General features: G+C 72.4%; 24 protein-coding genes and 3 tRNA genes. 25 read left to right on the top strand and 2 right to left on the bottom strand.

From position 1 onward, the window contains the following. Window positions 1-10 precede the first annotated feature (10 nt). Entirely contained in the window at window positions 11-442 is a 432-nt protein-coding gene (locus tag RM425_RS03225; protein WP_311343738.1) for a pilus assembly protein TadG-related protein, read from the bottom strand. Window positions 443-592: 150 nt separating this feature from the next. Here RM425_RS03225 and RM425_RS03230 point away from each other — a divergent pair, with 150 nt between their 5' ends. From RM425_RS03230 to RM425_RS03270, 9 genes are all read left to right on the top strand, one after another. Continuing rightward, on the top strand, window positions 593-877 hold the full coding sequence (locus tag RM425_RS03230; protein ID WP_311343739.1) for a hypothetical protein: 285 nt from the start codon (window positions 593-595) through the stop codon (window positions 875-877). After that, the gene (locus tag RM425_RS03235; protein WP_311343740.1) at window positions 874-2,949 is read left to right on the top strand and encodes a hypothetical protein; all 2,076 of its coding nucleotides are present in this window, start codon (window positions 874-876) and stop codon (window positions 2,947-2,949) included. The genes RM425_RS03230 and RM425_RS03235 overlap by 4 nt, the downstream gene beginning before the upstream one ends. A gap of 438 nt (window positions 2,950-3,387) precedes the next feature. Further along, window positions 3,388-5,928: a putative bifunctional diguanylate cyclase/phosphodiesterase gene (locus tag RM425_RS03240; RefSeq protein WP_311343741.1), complete on the top strand. Its 2,541-nt coding sequence runs from the start codon at window positions 3,388-3,390 to the stop codon at window positions 5,926-5,928. Window positions 5,929-6,007: 79 nt separating this feature from the next. Next, window positions 6,008-6,080, top strand: a tRNA-Thr gene (locus RM425_RS03245). 58 nt (window positions 6,081-6,138) lie between these two features. Beyond that, window positions 6,139-6,212 (top strand) — tRNA-Met (locus RM425_RS03250). Between the two features lie 106 nt (window positions 6,213-6,318). After that, window positions 6,319-6,483, top strand: coding sequence for a 50S ribosomal protein L33 (gene rpmG, locus RM425_RS03255; protein ID WP_091770212.1), 165 nt, complete (start codon window positions 6,319-6,321; stop codon window positions 6,481-6,483). A 33-nt stretch (window positions 6,484-6,516) separates the two neighbouring features. Next, on the top strand, window positions 6,517-6,957 hold the full coding sequence (locus RM425_RS03260) for an FAS1-like dehydratase domain-containing protein (RefSeq protein ID WP_311343742.1): 441 nt from the start codon (window positions 6,517-6,519) through the stop codon (window positions 6,955-6,957). Further along, window positions 6,954-7,382, top strand: coding sequence for a MaoC family dehydratase (locus RM425_RS03265; protein WP_311343743.1), 429 nt, complete (start codon window positions 6,954-6,956; stop codon window positions 7,380-7,382). Before RM425_RS03260 ends, RM425_RS03265 begins: the two co-directional genes overlap by 4 nt. Next, complete coding sequence (locus RM425_RS03270; protein ID WP_311343744.1) at window positions 7,379-8,803, top strand: M1 family aminopeptidase; 1,425 nt, start codon at window positions 7,379-7,381, stop codon at window positions 8,801-8,803. The genes RM425_RS03265 and RM425_RS03270 overlap by 4 nt, the downstream gene beginning before the upstream one ends. Window positions 8,804-8,806: 3 nt before the next feature. Here RM425_RS03270 and RM425_RS03275 read toward each other — a convergent pair whose 3' ends face one another. After that, window positions 8,807-10,060 (bottom strand): pyridoxal phosphate-dependent aminotransferase, encoded by a 1,254-nt coding sequence (locus RM425_RS03275; protein ID WP_311343745.1) that lies wholly within the window; start codon window positions 10,058-10,060, stop codon window positions 8,807-8,809. Between the two features lie 199 nt (window positions 10,061-10,259). Between RM425_RS03275 and RM425_RS03280 the strand changes: the two genes are divergently transcribed. From RM425_RS03280 to RM425_RS03355, 16 genes are all read left to right on the top strand, one after another. Further along, window positions 10,260-10,335, top strand: a tRNA-Trp gene (locus tag RM425_RS03280). A 73-nt stretch (window positions 10,336-10,408) separates the two neighbouring features. Further along, complete coding sequence (secE, locus tag RM425_RS03285) at window positions 10,409-10,924, top strand: preprotein translocase subunit SecE (RefSeq protein WP_311343746.1); 516 nt, start codon at window positions 10,409-10,411, stop codon at window positions 10,922-10,924. A gap of 44 nt (window positions 10,925-10,968) precedes the next feature. Further along, the gene (nusG, locus tag RM425_RS03290) at window positions 10,969-11,850 is read left to right on the top strand and encodes a transcription termination/antitermination protein NusG (RefSeq protein ID WP_311343747.1); all 882 of its coding nucleotides are present in this window, start codon (window positions 10,969-10,971) and stop codon (window positions 11,848-11,850) included. Window positions 11,851-11,949: 99 nt separating this feature from the next. Continuing rightward, complete coding sequence (gene rplK / locus RM425_RS03295) at window positions 11,950-12,381, top strand: 50S ribosomal protein L11 (protein WP_311343748.1); 432 nt, start codon at window positions 11,950-11,952, stop codon at window positions 12,379-12,381. 95 nt (window positions 12,382-12,476) lie between these two features. Further along, complete coding sequence (gene rplA, locus RM425_RS03300) at window positions 12,477-13,196, top strand: 50S ribosomal protein L1 (protein WP_311343749.1); 720 nt, start codon at window positions 12,477-12,479, stop codon at window positions 13,194-13,196. 394 nt (window positions 13,197-13,590) lie between these two features. Then, complete coding sequence (gene rplJ / locus RM425_RS03305) at window positions 13,591-14,205, top strand: 50S ribosomal protein L10 (protein WP_311343750.1); 615 nt, start codon at window positions 13,591-13,593, stop codon at window positions 14,203-14,205. A gap of 17 nt (window positions 14,206-14,222) precedes the next feature. Next, a complete protein-coding gene (gene rplL / locus RM425_RS03310; RefSeq protein ID WP_311343751.1) occupies window positions 14,223-14,612 on the top strand; it encodes a 50S ribosomal protein L7/L12 in 390 nt (129 codons plus the stop codon). A 320-nt stretch (window positions 14,613-14,932) separates the two neighbouring features. Continuing rightward, window positions 14,933-16,063 (top strand): ABC transporter ATP-binding protein, encoded by a 1,131-nt coding sequence (locus RM425_RS03315; RefSeq protein ID WP_311343752.1) that lies wholly within the window; start codon window positions 14,933-14,935, stop codon window positions 16,061-16,063. After that, window positions 16,060-16,875, top strand: coding sequence for an MlaE family ABC transporter permease (locus RM425_RS03320; protein WP_449495068.1), 816 nt, complete (start codon window positions 16,060-16,062; stop codon window positions 16,873-16,875). The genes RM425_RS03315 and RM425_RS03320 overlap by 4 nt, the downstream gene beginning before the upstream one ends. Then, on the top strand, window positions 16,875-17,741 hold the full coding sequence (locus RM425_RS03325) for an MlaE family ABC transporter permease (protein WP_311343753.1): 867 nt from the start codon (window positions 16,875-16,877) through the stop codon (window positions 17,739-17,741). The genes RM425_RS03320 and RM425_RS03325 overlap by 1 nt, the downstream gene beginning before the upstream one ends. Window positions 17,742-17,745: 4 nt before the next feature. After that, window positions 17,746-19,125 (top strand): MCE family protein, encoded by a 1,380-nt coding sequence (locus RM425_RS03330; RefSeq protein ID WP_311343754.1) that lies wholly within the window; start codon window positions 17,746-17,748, stop codon window positions 19,123-19,125. Next, window positions 19,122-20,180 carry an MCE family protein gene (locus tag RM425_RS03335; RefSeq protein WP_311343755.1) on the top strand — a complete coding sequence of 353 codons (1,059 nt, stop codon included), beginning with the start codon at window positions 19,122-19,124 and terminating at the stop codon, window positions 20,178-20,180. Before RM425_RS03330 ends, RM425_RS03335 begins: the two co-directional genes overlap by 4 nt. After that, a complete protein-coding gene (locus RM425_RS03340) occupies window positions 20,180-21,211 on the top strand; it encodes an MCE family protein (RefSeq protein WP_311343756.1) in 1,032 nt (343 codons plus the stop codon). Before RM425_RS03335 ends, RM425_RS03340 begins: the two co-directional genes overlap by 1 nt. Then, the gene (locus RM425_RS03345) at window positions 21,211-22,446 is read left to right on the top strand and encodes an MCE family protein (protein WP_311343757.1); all 1,236 of its coding nucleotides are present in this window, start codon (window positions 21,211-21,213) and stop codon (window positions 22,444-22,446) included. The genes RM425_RS03340 and RM425_RS03345 overlap by 1 nt, the downstream gene beginning before the upstream one ends. After that, window positions 22,443-23,735, top strand: a complete 1,293-nt coding sequence (locus RM425_RS03350) for an MCE family protein (RefSeq protein WP_311343758.1) — start codon at window positions 22,443-22,445, stop codon at window positions 23,733-23,735. The genes RM425_RS03345 and RM425_RS03350 overlap by 4 nt, the downstream gene beginning before the upstream one ends. Next, window positions 23,732-25,018 carry an MlaD family protein gene (locus RM425_RS03355; protein ID WP_311343759.1) on the top strand — a complete coding sequence of 429 codons (1,287 nt, stop codon included), beginning with the start codon at window positions 23,732-23,734 and terminating at the stop codon, window positions 25,016-25,018. Before RM425_RS03350 ends, RM425_RS03355 begins: the two co-directional genes overlap by 4 nt. Window positions 25,019-25,040 lie beyond the last annotated feature (22 nt).

A 25,040-nucleotide genomic window follows, 5' to 3' on the forward strand; every position in this document is an offset into this window, starting at 1 on the left:
GTTCGCCGTCTCAGCCCAGCGTCGGCGCCCGCGCGCTGGCGGTGGCCGTGCGCTCCAGCTGCTCCCCGCCGAGGAACAGCCAGCCGAAGGCGACGTCGACGAAGCGGGTGCAGCGGACGGTGACCTCCGCGCCGTCGGTCTCGGCCGACCACGCGTCCAGGGCCGAGACGCCCGCGCCGAGCTGGTCGGCCACCGCCGCCTGCGCGCCGGCGCGGGTGAGCGGTAGCGCGGTGCCCAGCCCACCGGCGTAGATCGCCGCCTCGTCGGCCTGGTTGGCCGCGGCCAGCGCGGCGCCGTCGCACACGGCCTGCACCTCCTGCTGCTCCAGGAAGGCGTCGGAGGCGGCGATGGCACCGAACACCATGAGGGCGGCGACCAGCCAGCAGACCAGCACGAACGGCAGCGTCGAGCCGCGCTCGACGTCGTCCCTGCCGTTCCGCACGCGGGGAGCGTAGGGGGCCCGGCCCGTCGTCCACGACCTGTGGACAGAGCCTGTGGACGCTGTGGACACCCGATCGGGTGGCGGCGGCCGGTGCGGATCCCCCTGTGGACGACCGTCCGGGGTGCGCCCGGGTGCGGACACACTGCGCCGGTGAGCATCGACATGCCTGCCGAGCAGGTCCGGGCGCTGGGCCGGTCGCTGACCGGGCGGGCCGGTACCGCCCAGGAGGTGCGCGCCCGGCTCCTCGACGCGACCGGGGTGGACGGGCCGCTGCAGACGCCGGTCGGGCTCTTCCTCGAGTGCCACGGCACGCTGGCCGCCGCGCTGGCCGCCGAGCTCGACCGGCTCGGCACCACCGTCACCGGTGTCGCCGACTCGTGGCTGCAGCTGGACGCCGCGCTCGTCCCCGGCCCGGGAGCGGAGCCCGGCCGGTGACCGCGCTGGTACCCGATCCGGTGCCCCTCGATCCGCCGCCGGGGGACCCGCGTGCGCTCGCCGACCTGGCCGCGCGCCTGGAGGCGGCCGGCGCCCTCCTCGCCGAGCTCGGTGCGCAGGTGCCCGGCGAGCTGGCCACCGCGTCGTCCTGGACCGGCCGGGACGCGGACGCAGCGGCGGCGCAGGTCCGGTGCGTCGGCGAGCTGGCCCGCGACGCGGCGGACGCGCTGCTGTGCGCCGGCGCCCGGCTGGCCCGTCACCAGCGGCTGCTCGAGGACGCCCGCGACGAGCTCGCCGTCCTCCGGCGTGCGCAGGAGGACGACCTCGCCGCTGCCGCGCTGCGGATCGGCGGGGTGGTCGATCCGGCGGCCGGCGGGGCGGACCCGTTCGAGGAGCTGGAGCGGGCGGAGGCCGCCCGGCGCGTCGTCGCCGTCGCGATCCGGGCGGAGGTCACCGACGACGCCGCGGCGACGGCCGCCGTCCTGGCCGCGTGCAGCGCCGTCGCAGGGGGCAGCGGCGGACCCGGCGACCGGGCGCGGGTGGAGAACCACCTCGGGGAGCTCCTCCCCGGCTGGCACGAGGCGCTGCTCGGGCAGCGCGGCCGGGACTTCGCCGCCGAGCTCGGGAGCGCCGGGCACGGCTCGGACCTGGAGAGGACTGCCGCGCTGGAGGCCGCGGCGCGCGAGGTGCTGCCCTGGGCGGGCGACGGTGCGCTCGCCTCGGCGGTGCTGACCGAACTGGGCGCCGGGGGGCTACGCGACGTCCTCCGGCAGCTGGGGAACGGTTCGCTGTCCGCCGGCAGCGCGCTCGCCCGGACGATGGCCGCCGTCCTCGGTGCTCCCGTCCCGGCCGGGGCCGCCGGCGCGGTGGCGCGGGTGCGCGACGCCCGGCACGTCGACCGCGACGACGTCCGCAGCCTGGAGAGCGACCACGTGGCGCTGGGGATGGGCGTGGTCCTCGCGGCCGGGCGGGGGGACCACCGGGCCGGGCCCCCGCCGGCCACCGTCCGGGCATGGGGCCGGCAGATCGTCGCGCGCGAACGCGCGCTGGGCGCCGAGCGGATCGTCGACCGGCTCGGTCCGCAGCCTGCTCCCGCACCGCCGGGGGATCCGCTGGAGGAGGTCCTCGTCCGGCTCGCCGCGGCCGACGATCCGGCGCCGGCCGCGGCACTGCTCGGTGCGGAGCCGACCTGGACCCATCTGCTGCACCGCTCGTGGGATGACGACGGCGCGGCGTTCGGCGCGCTGGTGGACCGGGCGGCCGGCGAGCCGGGCGACGACGGCGCGGACGTCGTGCGCTCGGGGCTGCGGGCACTCGCGACCGGGCTCGGGGACGACGGCGACCCCACCGGCTGGACCGTCGACCGGACCACGGCCGCCGGCGTCGCCCCGGCGCTCGCCGCAGCCGTGGCCGCCCGTCCGGAGGTGGTGGTCGAACCGCTGTCCCGGGCCGCCACCGGCACGGGACAGCGGGACCAGCTCCTGCTGCGCGGCCTCGGGTACCTGAGCGCGGAGCCGGAGGCCGCCGTCGTGCTGGACGACGTCGTCCCGGAGGCGGTGGTCTCCCCGGCCGGGGGAGCGGGAGCCGGCCCGGCGCGGCCGGGGGACGTCGGTGCCGGCTACCTGGCCGTCCGCGAGTACGGGCAGCGCCTGGTCCACGCCCTCGACGAGTTCACGGCCCAGGAGGAGGCCGGACGCCGCCTCCGCATCACCGAGGTGGTCACCGGAGCGCTGGAGATCGGGCCGGTGTGGGCGCGCCCGATCGGCAGGGCGGTGTCCGTGCTGTCCGTCGTCGCGGACGCGGACGGGACCTGGGACGCGGCTCCGGACGACGGTGAGCACGTCGCGGTGTCGGCCGACATGCCCCAGGCGGCGGCCTACCGGCAGGTCGCCGCAGTGCTGGGGACGCCGACCGCGCCCGACCCGCCGCCGATCGACTGGATGGGCCTGGCCGCCGACCTCGCGCCGGGCGGTGGTCGCGCCCGGGACGTCATCGAGCTCGGGGGCGAGCTGGTGGAGGAGATGCGGGATCTCGTGGATGCCGTTCCGGACCGACGTCACCCGATCGATTGACCCAGCGTTGATATACCTATACGCAGAGTGACGACATGCAAGATCGTCACTCTGTCGTGATCATCGATGCTTGCCTCGGAAGGGTGACGGGCAGCAATGTCCCCAGCGCGGTCCGTACCGAACGACGCTCTGTCCCCGCGCGTAAGTGACTGCCGCAGACCAGTCATTCATTGCTGAAGGAGACGTCATGACCAGCAACACGCAGCGTGGTTTCCGGTGGGGTCGCGGCTTCCGGTGGGGCTGCTGACCCACCTGTGAGGTCCGGGCTTCCCGCCCGCCTCCGCGCACGTCCCTGCGGGGCAGCCGGTCACCGACCGGCTGCCCCGCAGTCGTCCCGGGCGCCGGTGTGCCGACTCTGACCCGCACGAGTCAGGGAAGGGTCCCCCCAGCGCCCGCCGCTGTTAGCCTTCGCGCGCCCATCTTCCCAGGGAAACGCAGGTGACAGTGGCCGAGCAGGATGCCCGCGCGCCGCACCGGCGACCGGTGCTCACGAGTACGTGGGCACCCGGTTCGCTCGCCGTCGCGGCGGCCGTGCCGCTGAGTCTCCTCGTGCTGCCGGGAGGCCCGCAGACCCCGACGGCAGCCGGGGTCCTGGCCATGTTCCTGGCTTTCGTGGCCGCGGAGTACATCGCCCTGCACTTCGAGATCCGGCGGCACAGCTTCGACTGCTCGGCGGGCGAGGTGGCGTTCGTCATCGCGCTGGTCGAGATCGGCGGGGTGTGGACGGCGGTGGCCCGTGCCGCCGCCGTGACCGTCGTGCTCGTCGTCCAGCAGCTGCCCGCGGCCAAGATCCTCTTCAACGTCGCGGTCGCCGCCATCGAGGTGTGCGTCGCCGTGGCCGTGCTGCGTGTGCTGCCCGTCGGCGACATCGCCGAGCCGGCCACCTGGCTGTCCTACCTCCTGGCGATCGCGGCCGCCGACGTCGTCGGCGCGCTGCTCGTCATGGGCGCGATCACCGCCACCCACGGGAACCCGGGCCGCTCGGTGTGGACGGGCGTCTTCGCGCCGGTCGTCCTCGTGGGCCCGGTCGCCGTCCTGGCCGGCCTGTCCATCCTGCTGCTGGTGGACGCGACGGCCTGGTCGTGGCTGCTGATCGCCCCGCTGGCCGCGGCGCTGGTGCTGGTGTACCGGCGCTTCGCCACCGTCACCCGGGAGGGGCAGTCGCTCGAGCGCGTCTACGGGTTCGCCCGCCAGGTGGAGCAGGTGGCCGCCGACGAGGCCGGCACCATGCAGATCGTCCGCTCGCTGCGCGAGCTGCTCAACGCCGAACGGGTTGCGCTGTGGCTGCCCCCCTACCTCGACGAGCCGCCCCGCCTCGTGGTGGCCACCGAGAGCGGCGAGGCCTGGTACGACGGGCCGGGCGACCCCGACGACGTCTTCCGCAGGGCCGTCCTGGCCGCCGACGGCCCGATCCTGGTGTCCGCCGGGCGGGTCGACGAGCAGGAGGCCGCCGGCCTGGCCAGGCGTGGGGTCTCCGAGCTGCTCGCGGCGCCGCTGACGACGGCCGCGGGGGAGCCCGGCTACCTGGAGATCTGCGACCGCAGCAGCGACGTCGTCTCATTCGCCGACAGCGACCGTGCCGCGATGGATTCGATGCTGACCCACGTCAACGCCGCCATCCGGCACCAGCAGCTGCTCACCCAAATCCGCTACGACGCCGACCACGACCGGCTCACCGGCCTGCCGAACCGACAGCGGCTCGCCGCCGAGATCGACGACCTGCTCGCGGCGGACCCCGCCGGCGGCCGTGCCGGGCTCATCCTGGCCGCGCTGGGCAACTACACCGAGGTCACCGACACCCTCGGCCACGCGGCCAGCGACGAGCTCCTCCTGGTCACCGCGGGCCTGCTGCGCGAGCACGCACCGCCGCAGGCGCTGGTCGCCCGGATGGAGAGCGAGCGCTTCGCCGTCCTCCTGCCCGGGCTGTCCCTGGCCGCCACGGAGCGCGCCGCGCGCCGGCTGCGCGAGGCGGCCGCCACCCGCGTCCGCGTCGCCGGGCTGGACCTGGAGGTGACGCTCACCATCGGCGTCGCCTCGGCGCCGGTGCACGGCACCGACTCCGGCACGCTCATGCAGCGGGCCGACGTCGCCCTGCTCGCCGCGACCGACTCCGGCGGGGTGGCCAGCTACCACCCCGTCCTCGACCAGCAGAGCCTGCGCCGGCTGCAGCTGGGCACCGAGATCGAGCAGGCCATGGCCGACGGCCAGATCAGCGTGGTCTTCCAGCCGATCATCGACGCGCAGACCTCCGACATCGTCTCCGTCGAGACGCTCGTGCGCTGGGCGCACCCGCGGTACGGATCGATCCCGCCGGACGACTTCATCCACCTCGCCGAGCAGATCGGCCGCATCGGCGCGGTCACCGACCACGTCCTCGACCTGGCGCTGGCCCGCTGCCGGCGCTGGCTGGACCAGGACATCGCCCTCTCGGTGGCGGTCAACCTCTCCGTGCACTGCCTCACCGAGCCCGACCTGGTCGCCCGCGTGCGCGGCGCCCTGCAGCGGCACGGCGTCCCCGGCGAGCTGCTGACCCTGGAGCTGACCGAGGGCAGCGTCGTCGACGACTCGGTCCGCGACAGCACCGTGCTCGCCGACCTGCACGACCTGGGGCTCCGGCTGTCGATGGACGACTTCGGCACCGGCTACTCGTCGCTGTCCCAGCTGCGCCAGCTGCCCATCGACGAGGTCAAGATCGACAAGTCCTTCATCCTGGGCATGTCCACCAGCCAGGGGGAGGCCTTCATCGCCCGCTCGATCATCGAGCTGGCGCACAACCTCGGCTTGCGCGTGGTGGCCGAGGGCGTGGAGGACGAGATGACCCGCAACCTGCTGACGGAGATGGGTTGCGACAAGCTCCAGGGCTTCCTGGTCAGCCGGCCGCTGCCCGACGACCGGCTGGAGAACTGGCTGCTGGCCCGCACCGGCGTGCGGTCGGCGGCACCCGGGGCCGCCCACCGCCGGTTGTTCGTCCGCGGCTGAGGCGGCACGCGACGCGTGGGCACCCCCCTCGTGAACCGGGGAGCACCCGCGAGGTACAGTTTTCCCGGCTTCCGAGCACGCCCCTTTAGCTCAGTCGGCAGAGCGTCTCCATGGTAAGGAGAAGGTCTACGGTTCGATTCCGTAAAGGGGCTCTACAACAAGTAAGCTGACCAGCCGGTCCAGTCGCGAGACCGGGCCGCAGGTCGTCCCGGCGGTGTAGCTCAGCCTGGTAGAGCAAGCGGCTCATAATCGCTGTGTCACCGGTTCAAGTCCGGTCACCGCTACTCCCGACGGACCCCGCACGATGGGGTCCGTCGTCGTGTCGGCACCCGTGCCGGCACGACAGCAGGCCCGGTCCCGGGTCCTGTCCCACAAGGCTAGGAGCGCCCCATGGCAGCCACCGACGTCCGCCCGAAGATCACCCTGGCCTGCCAGGAGTGCAAGAACCGCAACTACATCACCCGCAAGAACCGTCGGAACGACCCCGACCGGCTCGAGCTGATGAAGTACTGCCCGCGCGAGCGCAAGCACACGCTGCACCGCGAGACCCGCTGATCACGGTCTGCGGCTGAGCGAGAGGGCGGGAGCATGGCGCTGGACCGGGAACTGGTCGGGCGCAGCTACCCGCCCTCTGCCGTCTACGAGGTCGGCCGGGCGAAGATCGCCGAGTTCGCCGCCGCGATCGGCGATCCCTCCCCGCTGTACCGCGATGCGGACGCCGCCCGGGCGGCCGGGCACCCCGACGTGATCGCACCGCCCACCTTCGCCATCGCGGTGAGCCTCGAGGCGGCGATGGTCGTCCTCCAGGACCCGGACGTGGCCATCGACTACGGCCGGGTGGTGCACGGCGAGCAGCGGTTCGCCCACCACCGCCCGATCCGGGCCGGGGACCGCCTGGTCGCGACGACGACCATCGACGCGGCCCGCACCGTCGCCGGGAACGACCTGCTGACCGCCCGCGTGGACCTGACCACCGAGGACGGCGAGGCGGTCTGCACGGCGACGTCGATGCTGGTGGCCAGGGCATGAGCGGGCCCGTGCGCCGCGCCGACGTCGTCGTCGGCACCGAGCTCCCGCAGCAGCTGTACCGGATCACCCGGGCCGATCTGGTCCGCTACGCCGGCGCCTCCGGCGACTTCAACCCGATCCACTGGAACGAGCGGGTGGCCACCACGGTCGGGCTGCCGGGGGTCATCGCCCACGGCATGTTCACCATGGCGCTGGCCGGGCGCGCGGTCACCGACTGGACGGGGGACCCGGCCGCTCTGGTCGAGTTCCAGGTCCGCTTCGGCCGGCCCGTCGTCGTCCCGGACGACGACGCGGGCGCCGAACTCACCGTGCGGGGCACGGTGGGCGCGCTGCTGGAGGACGGCCGGGTGCGCGTCGACCTCGCGGTGACCAGCGGGGGCGACAAGGTCCTCTCCCTCGCACGCGCCGTCGTCCGCCTGGCATGAGCCGCCCCTGGCGGAACGCCGCGCTCGCCGGGGCCGTCGCCCTGCTGCTCGGCGGCTGCACCTCCTTCGCCGACACGGTCACCGCACCGACCTCCGCGACGGCGTCCCCGGCACCGGCGCCGGCCGGCGACGACGCGTCCTGCGGCGAGCGCGCCCGGCCCGATCCCGATCGTCCGCGGATCGCGCTGGACTTCCGGCTGGCCGACGACCTGCGGACGGTGACCGGCACGCAGACCGTCTCCTTCACCCCCGACCTGCCGGTCGAGGAGCTGGTCTTCCGGCTGGTGCCCAACGGGCCCGACGTCTCGGCGGCGGGCTCCCGCCTGGTCGTCGACGCGGTCCGGGGTGACGACGTCGCCGGATCGGGCTACGAGCTGCTGGGCGCGTCCGACCCGGGCGGGGCCTACGTCGTCGAGCTGGACGAGCCGCTGGAGGCCGGGGAGACCACCGAGGTCGAACTGGACTTCACGCTCACGCTGGGCACGGGGGAGTTCGAACGGGTGGGGGCCGACGAGGGCGTCTCGTGGTGGGCCAGTGGCGCCCCGCTGCTCGCCTGGGAGCCCAGTGTCGGGTGGGCGCGCGACCCGTTCGTGCCGGTCTCCGGGGAGACGACCGTCAGCCCGGCGGCGGACACGACCGTGCGCGTCGAGGCACCCGCGGACCTCACGGTGCTGATGACCGGCGCGCAGGCCGAGCCGACCGCCGTCGACGGCGAGGAACGGCGCATCTGGACGTCCACCGAGCCGGTGGCCCGGGACGTCAGCGTCGCCGTCGGGCGGTTCACCACCGCGGAGGCGACGACGCCCGGCGGCGTGCGGGTGACCGCGGGCGCACTGCCGGAGGCCGAGCCCACCGCCGGGGAGCTGGCCGACGCGACCGTCGAGGCGATCGCGGACCTGGAGGAGTTCCTGGGCCCCTTCCCCTACGAGACGCTCACCGTGCCGCAGCTGCCCGACTACGGAGGCGGCATCGAGTATCCGAGCTCGATCCTGCAGGCCTCGCCCAGTCGCCAGGTGCTGGTGCACGAGGTGGCGCACATGTGGTTCTACGGGATGGTCGGCAACTCGCAGTTCCGCGACCCGTGGCTCGACGAGGCGTTCGCCACCTGGGCCGAGGCCGTGGTGAACCCGTCGTCCGCCGAGGACCTGGAGCCGGCCCTCGGCGTACGGGGTGACGTCGGCGTGGCCATGGACGAGGTCCGCACCCAGCAGCAGTACGTGGCCTACGTCTACGGCAAGGGCGGGGCGACGCTGATGGCGGCACGCGAGGCCGCCGGCGCCGACGGGTTCGACGCGGCGGTGCGCTGCTACGTCGACGCCACCGCCTGGGCGATCGCGACGCCCGACGACGTCGCCGACGCCCTGGCCGACCTCCCCGAGGCCCTCGAGGTGCTCGGAGAGGCCGGCGCCCTGGACGACTAGCGGCTAGTCCGCGCTGGTGAGCAGCCGCTGCATCCGGGTGACGCCCTCGACGAGGTCCTCGTCGCCCAGCGCGTAGGACATCCGCAGGTAGCCCGGGGTGCCGAAGGCCTCGCCCGGGACGACGGCCACCTCGGCCTGCTCCAGGATCAGCTCGGCCAGCTCGACGCTCGAGCCGGCGGTACGGCCACCGATCGACCGGCCGAGCAGCCCCTTGACCGACGGGTAGACGTAGAAGGCGCCCTGTGGCTCCGGGCAGGCGACCCCCGGGATCTCGCGGAGCATCGAGACGATCAGCTGCCGGCGCCGGTCGAAGGCCTCGCGCATGGTGGCCACGGCCGAGAGGTCGCCGGTCAGCGCGGCGATCGCCGCGGCCTGCGACACGTTGGCCACGTTCGAGGTGGCGTGCGACTGCAGGTTGGTCGCGGCCTTGACCACGTCGGCAGGCCCCACGATCCAGCCCACCCGCCAGCCGGTCATCGCGTAGGTCTTGGCCACCCCGTTCACCACGACGCAGCGGTCGGCCAGCTCGGGGACGAGCACGGGCATCGAGGGGGCCGTGGCCCCGCCGTAGGTGAGGTGCTCGTAGATCTCGTCGGTGAGCACCCAGAGGCCGGCGTCGAGCGCCCAGCGGCCGATCTCCTCGACCTGCTCGGCCGGGTACACCGCGCCCGTCGGGTTGGACGGGGAGCAGAACAGCAGCACCTTCGTGCGCGGGGTGCGGGCGGCCTCGAGCTGGGCCGCCGACACGAGGTAGCCGCTCTGCTCGTCGGCCACGACCGGCACCGGGACACCGCCGGCGAGCCGGATCGCCTCCGGGTAGGTGGTCCAGTAAGGCGCGGGCAGCAGCACCTCGTCACCCGGGTCGAGCATCGTGGCCAGCGCCTCGTACACCGCCTGCTTGCCGCCGTTGGTCACCAGCACCTGGGCGGGGGTGACCTGGAGGCCCGAGTCGCGGGCCGTCTTGGCGACGATCGCCTCCTTGAGCGCGGGCAGCCCGCCGGCCGGGGTGTAGCGGTGCATCGCCGGCTGGTGGGCGGCTGCGACGGCCGCCTCGACGATGTAGTCCGGCGTCGGGAAGTCCGGCTCGCCGGCACCGAAGCCGATCACCGGCTTGCCGGCCGCCTTGAGCGCCTTGGCCTTCGCGTCGACGGCGAGGGTCGCCGATTCGGCGATCCCCGCGATGCGACGGGAGATCCGCCGCTGGGCGGGCGGCAGCTCGGAGGACGGGGTGGACGAGTCCGGGGACACGGCGGTCATGCCCCCATCGTGTCAAAGGTCCGCCGCTCCGAGCGAGCCGTCTCCGTCGCAGTCCGGGGACGTTCGCTTCCGCGGCGCCCGGTCCCGTACACTGGCCGACCTGGGGCAGCTGACCCCGCCACCGGCGTGCCTCGGAACCTCTGCGAGGCCCCGCGCTGCCGTGGTGAGGCGGGCGGTCCCGGGCCCCGCCCAGGGGACTAGGGGTGTAGCTCAATTGGCAGAGCAGCGGTCTCCAAAACCGCAGGCTGCAGGTTCAAGTCCTGTCACCCCTGCCACCGCACGGCAGGTATCGACCGACCACCCGGTCGCTCACCCGAGCGACCGCCACCACGAGGCGAGCGAGGCGCAGTGAGCGACGAGAAGCCGGGACGCGAGGACGACCCTCGCGATGCCGAGCTCACCGACGAGCAGCTCGACCGCGAGACCCCGGGCGTCGACGACGCCGATGAGCTCGAGGCGGCCGAGGACGCGGTGGCCGCCGAGGCCTCGGCGGAGGAGGACAAGGTCGTCGCCGACCAGCCCCGGCGCCGCGGTGGACGGATCACCGCCGATGAGGACGACGACGAGCCGGCCGGCTCGCGCCATGCGGCGCGTTCCGCGTCCCGGCCCGCCGGCCGCGACGGCGAAGGCACCCGGTCGCGGGCCGCGGCCGAGCGCGCCCGCGCCGACGAGATCCGGCGGAAGCGCTCCATCGGCCGGTTCCTCCGCGAGGTCGTCGCCGAGCTGCGGAAGGTCATCTGGCCGGGGCGGCGCGAGCTGATCACCTACACGACCGTGGTCATCGTCTTCGTGGCGTTCATGGTCGCGCTGGTGGCCGGGATGGACCTGCTCTTCTCCCGAGGCGTGATCGCCGTCTTCGGCTGACCTCCGCCCGCGCCCGCACGCCATCCGACAAGGAAGAGACATCTGTGACCGACCCCCGTGAGCCCAACGACCTCGACAGCGCGGTCGAGGGCACCGACCTGGACGACGCCCGCTTCGAGCAGCGCGGCGCCGCCGACGTCGAGACCGGCGTGGGTGAGACCGGTGCCGCCGAGGGCTCCAGCGACACCGCCGCCATGGACCTCGACACCGAGGCCGCCGACGTGGTCCCGGAGATCGAGGGCGGTGACCCCGACACCCTCGCCGCCGACCCGGAGGCCGCGCCGGCGGAGAGTTCCGACGTCGCCGAGGAGGCCGACGAGGACCCGGCCGAGGCGATGAAGAAGGCGCTGCGGATCGCGCCCGGCGACTGGTACGTCGTGCACAGCTACGCCGGCTACGAGAACAAGGTGAAGACCAACCTCGAGGCGCGCATCCAGTCCCTCGACGTGGAGGACTACATCTACCAGATCGAGGTGCCCACCGAGGAGGTCACCGAGATCAAGAACGGCAAGCGCGCGCAGGTCAACCGCAAGGTGCTGCCGGGCTACCTCCTCGTGCGCATGGAGCTCAACGACGAGTCGTGGGGCGCCGTGCGCAACACCCCCGGGGTCACCGGGTTCGTCGGCGCCACGTCCAAGCCCTCGCCGCTGACCCTCGACGAGGTCGTCAAGATCCTCGTCCCGGCCACCGCCCCGCAGGCCGCCCGGACCACCGGCGGCGAGGCCGCTCCGGCCGCCGCCGCGCCGGCCGCGCTCGTCGACTTCGAGGTCGGCGAGTCCGTCACCGTCATGGACGGGCCGTTCGCGACCCTTCCCGCCACGATCAACGAGATCAACGCCGAGCAGCAGAAGCTGCAGGTGCTGGTCTCCATCTTCGGCCGCGAGACGCCCGTCGAGCTGTCGTTCAACCAGGTCAGCAAGTTGTAGGACCCCGGTGCCCCCCGGCCCTCGCTCCGCTCGGGCCGGGACCCTGCACCGGGGCCTTCCATCCACGTCCACGCACGCACGTCACCTAAGGAAACGGACATGCCCCCCAGGAAGCGGTTGACCGCGGTCATCAAGCTCCAGATCAAGGCCGGTGCGGCCACCCCCGCGCCGCCCGTGGGTCCGGCGCTCGGCCAGCACGGCGTCAACATCATGGAGTTCTGCAAGGCCTACAACGCCGCCACGGAGTCCCAGCGCGGCGACGTGGTCCCCGTCGAGATCTCGGTCTTCGAGGACCGCTCGTTCACCTTCGTCACCAAGACCCCGCCGGCGGCGCGCATGCTGCTCAAGGCCGCCGGTGTCGAGAAGGGTTCGGGCGAGCCGCACAAGACCAAGGTCGCCACGGTCACCCGTGACCAGGTCCGCGAGATCGCCACCACCAAGATGGTCGACCTCAACGCCAACGACCTGAACCAGGCCGAGAAGATCATCGCCGGCACCGCCCGCTCGATGGGCATCACGGTCACCGGCTGATCCCTGCACCACCGCTCCACCAGCACTCGTGGGAGGGCCACGCCTGGCCCGCGAACCACACGATCCCCGGCACCGACCGGGCGAGAGGAACCACCATGGCGAAGCACGGCAAGAAGTTCCGGTCCGCGGCCGAGAAGGTCGACCGGGACAACCTCTACAGCCCGCTCCAGGCCGCCGCACTGGCGAAGGAGACGTCGACGACGTCCTACGACGCCACCGTCGAGGTCGCGATGCGGCTGGGCGTCGACCCCCGCAAGGCCGACCAGATGGTCCGCGGCACGGTCAACCTGCCCCACGGCACCGGCAAGACCGCCCGCGTCATCGTCTTCGCGACCGGTGACAAGGCCGCCGAGGCCGAGGCCGCCGGCGCCGACGTCGTCGGCTCGGACGACCTGATCGAGAAGATCCAGGGCGGCTTCCTCGACTTCGACGCCGCGATCGCGACGCCGGACCAGATGGCCAAGGTCGGCCGGATCGCGCGCATCCTCGGCCCCCGTGGCCTGATGCCGAACCCGAAGACCGGCACGGTGACCCCCGACGTCACCAAGGCGGTCAACGACATCAAGGGCGGGAAGATCAACTTCCGCGTCGACAAGCAGGCCAACCTGCACCTGGTGATCGGCAAGGCGTCCTTCGACCAGGAGAAGCTGGTGGAGAACTACGCGGCCGCCCTCGACGAGGTGCTGCGGGCCAAGCCGTCCTCGGCCAAGGGGCGCTACGTCAAGAAGGTCACCATCTCCACGACGATGGGCCCGGGCATCCCGGTCGACCCGAACCGCACCCGCAACATGCTGGCGGACGAGCCCGCCCAGTAACAGAAGGACCTCGTCCTCCCCACCCTTCGCAAGCTCAGGGCGGGCCCCGGGACGAGGCCACGGAGGCCCCGCCACGCGCACGCGCGGCGGGGCCTCCGTGCGTCCGGCGACGTGGTCGCCGGGACGGTCATCGCAGGGCGGGCGGCGGTCCGGTGCGGGTATCGCGTACTCTTGCAGCCGTTCCCCCCAAGACCGTTGGTCGTCGCACGTCCGCGTGCGATCGAAGGTCCCGGAGTTCCGGGCGACCCGCGCAGGTGGACGGTTCGATCGACAGGCCCTCGCGCCTGCCTCTCGCCCCGTGCGCGCTGCGCCGGGGCGTTCCTCGTCTCCGGGGCGCCGATCGTCCGCGTTCGCGCGGCCGGCCAGCGGTCGCCCGACAGACGAGAGGAGGCCCATGCCCACGCAGGCGAAGGCCGCGGTGATCGACGAGATCACCGAGCGGTTCCAGAACTCGAGTGCGGCGGTGCTCACCGAGTACCGCGGGCTGACCGTGGCGCAGCTGACCGAGCTGCGCCGTTCCCTCGGTGCGGGCAGCACGTACGCCGTCGTCAAGAACACCCTGACGAAGCGGGCTGCGGACTCGGTCGGTTTCTCCGACCTCTCCCCGCTGCTCAACGGCCCGACCGCGATCGCCTTCATCGAGGGCGATCCGGTCGAGGGCGCCAAGGCTCTCCGCGACTTCGCGAAGGCCAACCCGCTGCTCGTCGTCAAGGGCGGCGTGGTCGACGGCCGCACGGTCGACGCCTCCGAGGTCACCCGCCTCGCCGACGTCGAGCCCCGTGAGGTCCTGCTGGCCAAGCTGGCCGGCGCGATGAAGGGCAACCTCACCAAGGCTGCCGGGCTGTTCCAGGCCCCGCTGTCGCAGGTCGCCCGCCTCGCCGCCGCGCTGCAGGAGAAGAAGGCCGCCGACGCTCCGGCTGCCGAGGCTCCTGCCGCTGACGACGCACCTGCTGCTGACACCACCCCCGAGACCGACGCTGCCGCCGCCGACGCGGCCAGCGACGACTGACCCAGAAGGAGATCGACATGGCCAAGCTTTCCAGCGCAGAGCTGCTCGACGCGTTCAAGGAGATGACCCTCCTCGAGCTGTCCGACTTCGTGAAGCAGTTCGAGGAGACCTTCGAGGTCACCGCTGCTGCTCCCGTGGCCGTCGCGGCTGCCGGCCCCGCCGGTGGCGGTGCCGCTCCCGAGGCCGCTGCCGAGCAGGACGAGTTCGACGTCATCCTCGAGGCTGCCGGCGACAAGAAGATCCAGGTCATCAAGGAGGTGCGCGGTCTGACGTCCCTCGGCCTCAAGGAGGCCAAGGACCTGGTCGACAACGCGCCGAAGCCGGTCCTGGAGAAGGTCGCCAAGGACGCCGCGGAGAAGGCCAAGGCTGCCCTCGAGGGCGCCGGCGCCACCGTCACCGTCAAGTGACCCCCACCCGGCGGTCCTGATCGCCGGGTAGCACCACTCGCACCGCACGGCAGGGGCCGTCCTCCTTCGGGAGGGCGGCCCCTGCTGCATCCCCCGGGAGAGGGAACGCGCCGCACCGCCGGAGGAAGTGCATGGAGATCCGGGTCACGTGAAAGGCGTGACACACGTAACCTCTGCGCTTCGCATTCGTTACCGACGAGTAGTCAGTGCGTGGACGGCACCCTCCGGATGCAGAGGGGGCCGTGCCGCTGCACTGTGCCGAAGCTCGTCGATGCGACGGGACGGGGACCGGCAGAAATGCCGAGCGGGAGGCGGGGATCGTGGGCGTCGCAGTCGAGGTCGAGGGTCTGTCGAAGTCGTTCGGCAGCCAGAACATCTGGAGCGACGTCACCCTCACCCTGCCGCCAGGGGAGATCTCCGTCCTGCTGGGCCCGTCCGGCACCGGCAAGTCCGTGTTCCTGAAGTCGCTGGTCGGCCTGCTCAAGCCCGAGCGCGGCTCGATCGTCATCAAGGACACCGACATCGTCCGGACCAGCGAGCACAAGCTCTACGAGATCCGGAAGCTCTTCGGGGTGCTGTTCCAGGACGGCGCCTTGTTCGGGTCGATGAACCTGTTCGACAACATCGCCTTCCCGCTGAGGGAGCACACGAAGAAGTCCGAGTCCGAGGTCAGGCGGATCGTCCTCGAGAAGATGGACATGGTCGGCCTGCAGGGCGCCGAGGGGAAGCTGCCCGGCGAGATCTCCGGCGGGATGCGCAAGCGTGCGGGCCTGGCCCGGGCCCTGGTGCTCGACCCCGAGATCATCCTCTTCGACGAGCCGGACTCCGGCCTGGACCCGGTCCGCGTGGCCTACCTCAACCAGCTGATCGTCGACCTGAACGCCCAGATCGACGCGACCTTCCTCATCGTCACCCACGACATCGGCACGGCGCGCACGGTGCCGGACAACCTGGGTCTGCTCTTCCGCAAGCACCTCGTGATGTTCGGCCCCCGCGAGCAGCTGCTCACCTCGCAGGAGCCGGTGGTCCGCCAGTTCCTCAACGGCCGCCGCGAGGGGCCCATCGGGATGAGCGAGGAGAAGGACGTCGCCCAGGTGGAGGCCGAGATGGCTGCCCTGGAGGCCCGCGGCGGCGACTCGCACAACGGCATCGGCCCGAAGGGCGCCAGCGGCGGCGAGGCCGTACCGCCGCAGCTGACCCCGTCCGAGGGGCTGCCCGAGCGTCGGGCCGAGCGGCGCCGGCAGGAGCGCGTGGCCCGCATGCTGCACGAGTTCGACGAGACCACGCAGGCCGCGATCCGCCAGTCGCTCCCCGAGGAGCTGCTGGCGCAGGCCGACGCCGGTGTCTTCGCGCCGACCCCGGGTCAGGGCGGTCGGCACTGGGCTCTCCAGGCCGACGCCACCGGCACGACCGCCACCGCCGTGCTGCCGAGGCCGGGCGGTGAGTCGTGAGCACCGGCGACGCGCCGAAGGCGCCCGGCCTCCTCGACGGGAAGTTCTCGCCCACCCGCCCGCTGGCCGCCAGCGGCAACCTGTTCGCCTTCGCGCTCGACGTCCTCAAGGCGCTGCCCAAGCGGCCGTTCCAGCTGCGCGAGTTCATCCAGCAGGCATGGTTCGTCGCGAGCGTGACGATCATCCCCACGGCGCTGGTGGCCATCCCCTTCGGCGCGGTCATCGCCTTGCAGCTGGGGTCGCTCACCCGGCAGCTGGGCGCGCAGTCCTTCACCGGCTCGGCCTCGGTCCTCGCCGTGCTGCGCGAGGCCAGCCCGATCGTCACGGCGCTGCTGATCGCCGGCGCGGGTGGCTCCGCCATCTGCGCCGACCTGGGGGCCCGCAAGATCCGCGACGAGATCGACGCGATGGAGGTGCTGGGCATCAGCCCGATCCAGCGCCTCGTCGTCCCGCGGGTGCTCGCCGCCATGCTGGTCGCGGTCCTGCTCAACGGGCTGGTCAGCGTCGTCGGCGTCGCGGGCGGCTACTTCTTCAACGTCGTGCTGCAGGGCGGGACACCCGGGGCCTACATGGCGTCCTTCAGCGCGCTGGCCCAGATCGAGGACTTCTGGGCCTCCGAGACGAAAGCACTCGTGTTCGGGCTCATCGCCGGGATCGTGGCGTCGTACAAGGGCCTCAACGCGGGAGGTGGCCCGAAGGGCGTCGGTGACGCGGTGAACCAGTCCGTCGTCATCACCTTCATCCTGCTCTTCGCGGTGAACCTCGTGATGACCGCGATCTACTTCCAGCTCGTCCCGCCGAAGGGGCAGTGATGGCACTCCTCTCCCCGGTGGACCGGGTCAAGGTGGGCCTGCGGCGGCTCAGGCGCGCGGGCAGGCGACCGCTGGAGACGCTCGACGACCTGGGCGACCAGCTCGGTTTCTACGGCCGGGCCCTGGCGTGGACCCCCCGCACGCTCCGGCGCTACAAGAAGGAGGTCATGCGGCTGCTGGCCGAGGTGACCTTCGGGACCGGGGCGCTGGCGGTCATCGGCGGGACGGTCGGGGTCATCGCGGCGCTCTCCTTCTTCACCGGCTCCGCCGTCGGCCTGCAGGGCTACGCGGCCCTCGACCAGCTGGGCACCGCGGCCTTCACCGGCTTCCTGTCGGCCTACTTCAACACCCGCGAGATCGCGCCGCTGGTCGCCGGCGTCGCGCTCTCGGCGACGGTCGGCTGCGGGTTCACCGCACAGATCGGCGCCATGCGCATCAACGAGGAGATCGACGCCCTCGAGGTCATGGGTGTGCCCTCGCTGCCGTTCCTCGTGACCACCCGCATCATCGCCGGCTTCATCGCCGTCATCCCGCTCTACGTCCTGGGCCTGCTGACCAGCTACTTCGCCACCCGCACCATCGTCACGCAGGCGTACGGGCAGTCCACGGGGACCTACGACCACTACTTCAACCTGTTCCTCCCCCCGGAGGACGTGCTGTGGTCGTTCCTCAAGGTGCTGGTGTTCGCCGTGGTGGTCATCCTGACCCACTGCTACTACGGCTACCGGGCCAGCGGCGGCCCGTCGGGCGTCGGCATGGCGGTCGGCCGGGCGGTGCGCTTCTCCATCGTGGCGATCAACGTCATCGACCTCTTCCTGTCCCTGGCCATCTGGGGCTCGACCACGACCGTCCGGATCGCGGGGTGACGCCGTGATTAGCAGCCGAGCCGAGGTCATCCGCACCCGCCTGCAGGGCGTGGCGTTCCTCGTCGTCCTCGCGCTCCTCCTCGGTCTGGCCGTGGCGCAGTACAACAAGGCCTTCGCCGACGTCGCCCGGGTGACGCTGGAGGCCGACACAGCGGGCAACCAGCTCCAGGAGGCCTCCGACGTCAAGGTGCGCGGCGTCATCGTCGGCGAGGTGCGGGACGTGCGGGCCAGCGTGGACGGCGCCGTCATCGAGCTCGCCCTCGACCCCGGGCACCTCGAGCAGATCCCCGCCGACGTGACCGCGCGGCTGCTCCCCAAGACCCTCTTCGGCGAGCGGTTCGTGTCCCTCGAGCTGCCGGAGAACCCGAGCGCGGAGCGACTGGCCGACGGCGACGTCATCGGCCAGGACCGCACCAGCAACGCCATCGAGCTGCAGCGGGTCATCGACGACACCCTGCCCCTGCTGCAGGCGGTGGCGCCGGAGGACCTCGCCTTCACCCTGGGCGCGGTCGCCGACGCCCTCCGCGGCCGCGGTGACGAGCTCGGTGCGAACCTGGCCGCGACCGGCGAGTACATCGGGCAGATCAACACCGTGCTACCCGAGCTGCAGGCCGACATCTCGGGCCTCGCGGACTTCGCCGAGACCTACGAGAGCGCCGCCGACGACCTGCTCGCCGTCCTGGACGACCTCGCCGTCACCAACTCCACCGTGGTCGACCAGGCCGAGCAGCTGCGCCGGACCTTCACGGTCGGCACCAGCTCCTCCAACGTGACCGCGGGCTTCCTCGAGCGCAACGAGCGCAGCCTCATCTCGCTGGCGGAGACCTCGCGGCCGGTGCTCGGGCTGTTCGCCGAGTACTCGCCCATCTACCCGTGCCTGCTCGACGGGCTCGCCGAGTCGGTCCCGCGCATCGGCGAGACCTTCGGCACCGACGGGGACCCGGCGCTGAACCTGAACATCGTGTTCACCCTGCCGCCGCGGAACCCCTACGTGCCGGGTGACCAGCCGATCTACGCCGACACGGCGGCCCCGGACTGCCGTGGGCTGGACGACATCGACGGGGAGATCGCCCAGGCGCAGGCGGGCGAGTACTACTGCCCGTACCCGCCCCTCGACGGCGTCGAGTCCCCGGAGAGCGAGATGCGCGACGAGCCGGCCTGCTACGAGGGCGGGGCCGACGACGGCGGCAACCCGGACAACGTGCCGGGCGCGGCGCAGCGGGGGCAGTCGCTGCCCGACGTGCTCGCCGGCTCGACCGCAGAGCTGGACTTCGTGCGCAGCATCCTGGCGTACCAGACGGGGGAGGAGCCCGGTGAGGTGTCCGACCTGGCTGCTGCGACCCTGGCGCCGGTCCTGCGGGGGAAGAACGTGATGTTCCGATGAAGGGCCAGCTGAGGGGCCTGGCCGCCCCCCTGACCAAGCTGGTGGCCTTCGCGCTGGTGACCGTGTTGGCGGCCTACGTCCTCATCACGACCATCACGAATGCCGGCTACGGGGAGCAGCTGACCTACCGGGCCCAGTTCACCGATGTCGCCGGGCTGGTCGAGGGCGACGAGGTGCGCATCGCCGGTGTCCGCGTCGGCCAGGTGGTGGGCATCGGGGTGGCGGAGGGGACGGACCGTCCGGTCGCCGAGGTGGAACTGGAGGTCGGCGAGTCGGTGCCGCTCCCGCGGAGCGTCGAGGCGACCATCCGCTTCCGCAACCTGGTGGGCCAGCGGTACATCGCGCTCACCGAGGGCGAGGGAGCCGGTGGCGAGACCCTCGCCGCGGGAGCGGTGATCCCGCTGGCACGGACGACCAACGCCCTCGACCTCACGATCCTGTTCGGCGGCTTCCAGCCGCTGCTGCAGGCGCTCTCGCCGGAAGACGTGAACCGGGTCTCGTTCGAGATCATCCAGGTGTTCCAGGGCGAGGGGGCAACCGTGGAGAGCCTGCTCGGGCACGTGGGGTCGTTGACCAGCAGCCTGGCCGACCGTGACCAGGTCATCGGCAGCGTGATCGACAACCTGAGCACCGTGATGGGGACTCTCGCCGCGCGGGACGAGCAGCTGTCCGGCCTGGTGGTCAGCCTCCAGCAGTTCGTGACCGGCCTGGCCGGCGACCGCGAGGTCATCTTCGACTCGCTCGCCGCGATCGACGAGCTGGCGGTCACCACCAGCGGCTTCCTGGAGGACGCGCGGGCACCGCTGACCGCCGACATCCAGGCGCTGGACGACCTGTCGCGCAACCTCGGCGACACCGGCGACGTGGTCGAGCGGTTCCTGCAGACGGTGCCGGCCAAGCTCGACCTCACGACGCGGACCGCCATCAACGGCAGCTGGTTCAACTTCTTCCTGTGTCGCGCCGGGGGCACCGTCACGCTGCCCGCCACGCCGCTCGGCGGGGCGCCGGTGGCCCAGACGTTCGAGTTCGAGAGCGGTGCGGAGGGGTGCAGCTGATGGCGCGCCGGTCCACGAACTTCCGAGACCGCAACCCGGTGATCGTCGGTGCGGTGAGCCTCGCCGTGGTCACTGCCGTCGTGCTCCTCGCCTTCAACGCGCAGTCGCTGCCCCTGATCGGTGGGGGGACGGTCTACAAGGCGCAGTTCTCCGAGGCCGCCGGCCTGCAGGCCGACGACCCGGTGCGCGTCGCCGGGGTCAAGGTCGGCAACGTCGAGAGCCTCGCGCTCGAGGACGGGGCGGTGACCGTCGAGTTCCGGGTTAAGGACGCGTTCGTCGGGGACCGGTCGGAGGCGGCGATCAAGATCGAGACCGTGCTCGGTGCCAAGTACGTGGCGCTGGTCCCCCGGGGGGCCGAGGAGCTGGACCCCGACGACCGCATCCCCCTGGAACGGACGGCGTCGCCCTACGACGTCGTCGAGGCCTTCGCCGACCTCTCGACGACGGTGCAGGACATCGACACCGCTCAGCTCGCGACCAGCTTCGAGGTGCTGGCCGACACCTTCGCGGAGACGCCCGAGGAGGTGCAGACCTCGCTCGAGGGCCTGGCCCGCCTCTCGGACACCATCGCCTCGCGGGATGCGGAGCTGCGCGAGCTCCTGTCGGCGACCCGCCAGGTCACCGAGGTGCTCGCCGACCGCAACGGCGAATTCACCAGGCTGATCCTCGACTCGAACACGCTGCTCGCCGAGGTGCAGGAGCGGCGCGAGCTCATCGACTCCGTCCTGGAGAGCACCCAGCAGCTGGCCGGGCAGCTCTCCGGCCTGGTGGAGGACAACCGGGAGGTGCTGACCCCGGCGCTGCAGCAGCTCTCGCGGGTCACGGACATCCTGTCGCGCAACCGGGCCGCCCTGGCCGAGACGGTGAAGGAGCTGGCGCCCTTCGTCCGGGTGTTTACGAACACCCTCGGCAACGGCCGCTGGTTCGACAGCTTCGTCAACGACCTCATCCCCACCGTCGTCGGCGCAGCGGTCTGCGGTGCGACCGGCACCCCGGTGACCGGCTGCACGCCGACCGAGGGAGGCCGGTGATGAGCGGCAGCCTGCAGCGAGCCGTCGCCCTGACGGCGGCGCTCGTGCTCCTGGTCGCGGTGGGATGGACCATCCTGCGCCCGGCCGGTCAGTACCGGGTGACGGCCTGGTTCGACGAGACGGTCGGCCTGTACCCCGGTTCGGACGTCCGGGTGCTCGGCATCGCCATCGGGACGATCGACGACGTGGTGCCCCTGGGCGACAAGGTCCGCGTCGAGATGAGCATCGACGAGGACTACGACGTCCCCGCCGACGCGAACGCGATCATCCTGGCGCCCTCGCTGGTCTCCGACCGCTACGTGCAGCTGGCCCCGGTCTACGACGGTGGGCCGACGATGGAGGACGGCGCCGACATCCCCTTGGACCGGACCGCCATCCCGGTGGAGCTCGACGCGGTGTACGGCGCACTCGACGAGCTGTCGGCGGCACTGGGCCCCAGCGGAGGCAACGCGAACGGTGCACTGTCCGACCTCCTCGACGTCGGGGCGGCGAACCTGGAAGGCAACGGTGACGAGCTGAACCGCACCCTCACCGGGTTCTCGCGGGCGGTGGAGACGCTCGCCGAGAACCGCGACGACCTGTTCGGCTCCCTGGACAACCTGCAGACGTTCACGAGCGCGCTGGCCACGATCGACGCGCAGGTGGGCCAGTTCAACGGCAACATGGCCGCGGTCGCCGATCTGCTCGAGGGCGAGCGGGCGGACCTCCAGGAGGCGGTGGCGCTGCTCAGCGACGCGCTGGGTGACGTGGCCGGCTTCGTGCGCGACAACACCACGTTGCTGACCACCAACGTGGACCGGCTGGCGGACGTGACCCTGGTGCTGGTGCAGCAGCGCGCGAAGCTCGCCGAGGTGCTCGACGTGGCGCCTGCGGCGCTGAGCAACCTCGCTCGCGCCTACAACCCCGACTACGGCACGCTCGACACGCGGGACAACGGGCTCGGCTCGCTCAACGCCGAGGTGGTCGTGTGTGGGTTGCTCGCCCAGACCGGCCGGATCCAGCTCGAGCTGCCGTTGCCGCTCCCCGACCTCACGGGCCCGCTGCGCGACACGGTCCAGGACGTCTGTTCGCGCCTGCTCTCCGGTGACGCCGATGCCGACGGCAGCGTCGACGACCTGAACGGCAACGGCGTCCCGGACTACGAGGAGCTGCGCGAGGCCCTCCTCGGTGGACGCGGTGGGGGCGGCAGCGTGCTGCCCGGGCTCCCGCCGGTCCTCCCGGTGGGTGCCCCGTGAACCGCCGACTGCACCGGGTCGGTGCACTGGCGGCCGGTGTCTTGCTGCTCGGCGGCTGCGGCTTCCGCGGCGCGTACTCGGTGAGCCTCCCGGGAGGTGCCGACCTCGGCGACGACCCGTACACGGTGGAGGTCGAGTTCCTCGACGTCCTCGACCTCGTGCCCCAGTCCGGCGTGCGCGTCGCCGACGTGCCGGTGGGGCGGGTGGACGCCATCGAGCTCGACGAGGAGAACTGGACGGCGGTCGTCACGATCGAGGTCAACGGCGACGTCGACCTCCCGGCCAACGCGGTCGCGGCGATCCAGCAGTCCTCGCTCCTCGGTGAGAAGTACGTGGAGCTGGCCGCCCCGGGGAACGCGGAGCCGGAGGGGCGCCTGGACGACGGGTCGCGCATCCCGCTGGACCGCACGAACCGCAACGTCGAGGTCGAGGAACTCCTCGGTGCCCTGTCCCTGGTGCTCAACGGCGGCGGTCTCACCCAGCTCCAGACGATCAACCGCGAGCTCGGCGAGGCGCTGGCAGGACGCGAAGCCGAGATCAAGGACACCCTGGACCAGCTCGACACCTTCATAGGTGGCCTGGACGAGCAGAGGGCCGAGATCAACCGTGCTCTCGACCGCGCCGACGAGCTCTCGGCGTCATTGGCCGAGCGCACGGCCACCATCGAGACGGCCCTGGACACCATCGGCCCCGGGCTGGACGTCATCAACGAGCAGCGGGGTCTGCTCGTGTCGATGCTCGAAGGCCTTGCCCGCCTCGGTGACGTCGGCACGCGGATCATCAACGCGTCGGCGGCCAACACGATCGAGGACCTCGAGCTCCTGCAGCCGATCCTCACCCAGCTCGCCGCGGCCGGCCCCGACCTCGCGAACTCGCTGGAGCTGCTGCTGACCTACCCGTTCCCCGACAGCTCCTTGTCGGCGCTGAACTACCGGCAGGCGCAGTCCGGTGGCGTGGCGCTGTTCACCAACATGACCGCGACGGTGGACCTGGACCTCACCCAGCTGCTGTGCCGGTACGTCGTCGACCAGAGCGGCGCGCTCCGGGAACTCCCGCTGACGGAGGCCCTCAGCCAGGGCAGGTGCGGCGTCGACGCCGGCACGGGCCAGGCGGCTGGAGGTGGCGGGACGTCCACGGCCGGAGGCGGGGGTACGCCCGCCGCCCCGTCGCCGCAGGGTGGGCTGCCCGGGCTCGGCGACATCCCCGGGCAGCTCCTGGAGCAGCTGCCGCTGGATGACCGGTCAGCCGGCCTGCCAGGTCTTCCCCTGGTCTCGGAGGTGGGACCGTGATCGCCCGCGCGACCAAGCTCAAGCTGCTGGCGTTCGCCGCCCTCGCCGTCGTGGGGATGGCCTACCTGGGCTTCACGTACGTCGGCCTGGACCGCGTCCTGTTCGGGGGCAGCTACGAGGTGGCGGCCGACTTCGAGAACTCCGGGGGCATCTTCGTCAACGCCGAGGTGACCTACCGGGGCGTCGCCGTCGGCCGGGTCACCGACATGGAGGTGGTGGAGGACGGCGTCCGCGTGGTGCTCCGCATCGATCCGGACGCCGAGCCGATCCCCGCCGACACGGAGGCTGCGGTCGCCACCCGCAGCGCGGTGGGGGAGCAGTACGTCATCCTCCGCCCCACCAGCGAGGGGGAGCCCTACCTGGACGACGGCGCGGTCATCCCGATGGAACGGACCAGCACCCCCGTCCCGGTGGAGCAGATGCTGCTCAACCTCGACGAGCTGGTCGGCTCGATCGACCAGGAGAACCTCCGGATCGTGATCGAGGAGCTCGGGCGGGCCTTCCAGGGCGCCGGGGACGACCTCGGGCGCCTGATCGACAACGGGAACCTGCTGCTCGCCCGGGCCACGGAGTCCCTCCCGCAGACCCTGGAGCTGATCACCGACGGCCAGACCGTGCTGGACACGCAGCGGGACAGCCGCTCGGCGATCCGCGCCTGGGCCGCCGACCTGCGGCTGATCACCGACACCCTGGTCGACATGGACCCGGACCTGCGCGAGATCGTGGTCAACGCGCCCGATGCCGGGGAGGCCCTCCAGACCCTCGTCGACGACGCCGGCCCCGGCCTCGGGTCGCTGGTCCGCAACCTCGACATCCTCAACGGGGTGATGATCCCGCGGCTCGACGGCGTGCAGCAGATGCTGGTCACCTACCCCGACGCGGTGACCGGCGGGTTCACCGTCGTCCGCCGCGACGAGGACGGCGTCCTGCGCTCCCACTTCGGCTTCGTGCTGAACGCGGGGGAGCCGCACGCCTGCACCACCGGCTACGTCCAGAGCGCGACCACCCCCACGCAAGGGGCGGTCGCTGCCGTGGACACCGACGCCGTGGGCTGCGGCGTGATCAACGGCGTCGACCCCGCACCCGGGGACGGCTACGACGAGACCGGGTCGAACATCCGCGGCGAGCAGAACATCGGCCGGGACGGCGGACAGGCCGCGAGCCCCGAGTCGGGTCAGGCCGACGGGGGAGGGCTCCCCGCGCCCCCTGCGCCGCTCGCCCCGATCACCGACCTCCTGGGCGGACTGCTCCAGGCCACTCCCTTCTCCAGCATCGAGGGGTGACCGGCATGCCGAAGGCCGACAC

It is taken from the genome of Blastococcus goldschmidtiae (assembly GCF_031845325.1).
Taxonomy (GTDB): Bacteria; Actinomycetota; Actinomycetes; order Mycobacteriales; family Geodermatophilaceae; genus Blastococcus; species Blastococcus goldschmidtiae.